Source organism: Streptomyces mexicanus, from assembly GCF_902506575.1.
GTDB classification, from domain to species: domain Bacteria; phylum Actinomycetota; class Actinomycetes; order Streptomycetales; family Streptomycetaceae; genus Streptomyces; species Streptomyces mexicanus.
In genome coordinates, this window is the sequence record NZ_LR732561.1 from 1 (window position 1) to 2,018 (window position 2,018).

Here is a 2,018-nt window from a genome sequence, read left to right on the forward strand (position 1 = left end):
GTGTAGCTTCCCGGGACATGGAGGGCCGGTGGCCCCCCGGCACACCGGCCCTCCATGTCCCGGGAAGCTACACGCTCGCCCGGCATCGCGCTGCCCCTACCGGCGAGAAGTGCCCCGGATCGGCTGACTTTTTGGCATGCCCGCATGCGCGGGCCGTGCACCGCTCCTGCGGAGGTGTCGCGCGGTACGCGCACGGGCCCCGCCCCCGGACAGGGGCGGGGCCGCAGCGCGCGGGCCGTGGAGCCGGCCGGGACGGTCCGGAGACGGTCGGCTCAGCCGCTCGTCCCGAAGGCCAGCGCCAGGTACTCCTTGCCGAAGGTGGACGGCTTGTGGGCGTAGACCGCCGACATGTAGAGGTGGCCCTGCGCGTAGAGGATCTCGGCGTAGTCCGGGGACATGGCCGTCTCGGCGTCGCGCACCGCCTCCGTGTTCGGGTTCTCCAGCAGCTTGGTCTGCTTGAACGTGCCGCCGTCGACGCTCACGATCTGCCCGCCCTTGTCGTACGGCGGCCGCTTGTAGGCGATGACGTTCGAGCCGTCCATGCGCAGCGGGTAGATCTCGTAGCCGTCGCCGGCGTCCGCGCGCTGGCCGGTCTGCTTGCCGGTGGCCAGGTCGAAGGCGACGATCTCGTTGGTCTTGCTGTAGTCGCCGCTGCCGTCGTGCTCCTCGGTCGGCACGTACAGCCGGTCGTTGCCGACGGCGAGGCCGGTGCAGTACTCGACGCGCGAGATGCCGTCGCAGCGGGCGGCGTACTTGTCGCCGGGCGCCGAGATGTGGGCGCGCAGCGCGCCGGTGCGGTTGTCGACCGAGAAGAAGTCCGAGATGCCGCTGCCGTCGCCCGCGCTGTCGCCGACGTCGGCGGCGACGACCAGGGGGTCGGTGGAGACGATCGACGCGTACTCGACGCCCTGCGCCATCTTGTAGTCGGAGAGCACCTTGCCGGAGGCCGGATCGATGGTCTGGATGTGCAGCGTGCGCTGGCCGTACTGGCCGCACTTGCGCACCGCGACCAGCTTGGCGCCGCCGCCGTACCCGGCGTCGAAGCAGCTGTCGTCCGGCTTGGGCAGCCACCTCGCCTTGCCGTCGGCGATGCCGAAGGCGGCGCCGCCGTTGGTGCTGCCCACGGCGACGGCGTCCGCGCTGACGGTGACGTTGTCCACGTTCATCGGCTCGTCACCGGACTTGACGGTCCGCGTCCACAGCTTTTTGCCGGCGTCGAGGTCGAGCGCCGCGATCTGGCTGCAGCCGTGCGAGGGGTCGGCCTTGGTCGGCATCGCGGGCTCGTAGACGATGGCCGTCCTGCCGTCGGACGTCATGCGCCGGCTGGCCTCGCACACCGGGCCGGGCAGCTTGATCGTCCACAGCCTGGTGCCCTTGTCCCGGTCGTAGCCGACGACCTCGGCGACACCGCTCTTGGCGTACACCTTGTCGGTGAGCCAGGAGCCGGAGGTGGTGACCGTGTCCGACACGCTGGGCATCGGCACCTGGTAGAGGACCTTGGCGGCCGGGTCGGCGGGCGCCTTCTCCTTGCCGCCGCCCGTGGGGCCGCCGGTGGAGCCCTTGTCGTCGGTGCCGCCGCCGGTGGTGCCACCGGAACCCGCGGTGTTCTTCGTGCCGCCGCCGTCGCCGGAGGAGGAGTGGGCGTACCAGATGCCGCCGACGACGATCAGCGCGATCGCCACGACGGCCGCGACGACGATCATCAGCTGCTTCTTCTTCGCGTCGCCAGCGCCGCCCTGCCCGGTGGCCTGCGGCACGGTGGCCGGCGCGCCCGGGTAGCCGGGCTGCCCCGGGTAGCCGTAGCCGGACTGGCCCTGCGGGCCCGGATAGCCGTAGCCCGGCTGGGCGGTGCCGTACGGGCCCGGCTGCTGGGCGTACGGGTTCGGGGTCGCGCCCGGCGCCGGGGGCTGCGCGGGGTAGCCGTAGCCCGCGGGCGGCTGCGGGGGCTGCGCGGGCTGGGGTGCCTGCGGGTAGCCGTAGCCGGGCGCCGGCTGCGGCGGGGCGGCCGGCGGCTGCGG

1 protein-coding gene is annotated in these 2,018 nt (G+C 73.0%); it reads right to left on the minus strand.

The annotated features are described in order from the left end of the window. Positions 1-272: 272 nt before the first annotated feature. On the minus strand, positions 273-2,018 hold a 1,746-nt coding region (locus tag GV126_RS32315; protein ID WP_236570326.1), incomplete at its 5' end, for an outer membrane protein assembly factor BamB family protein.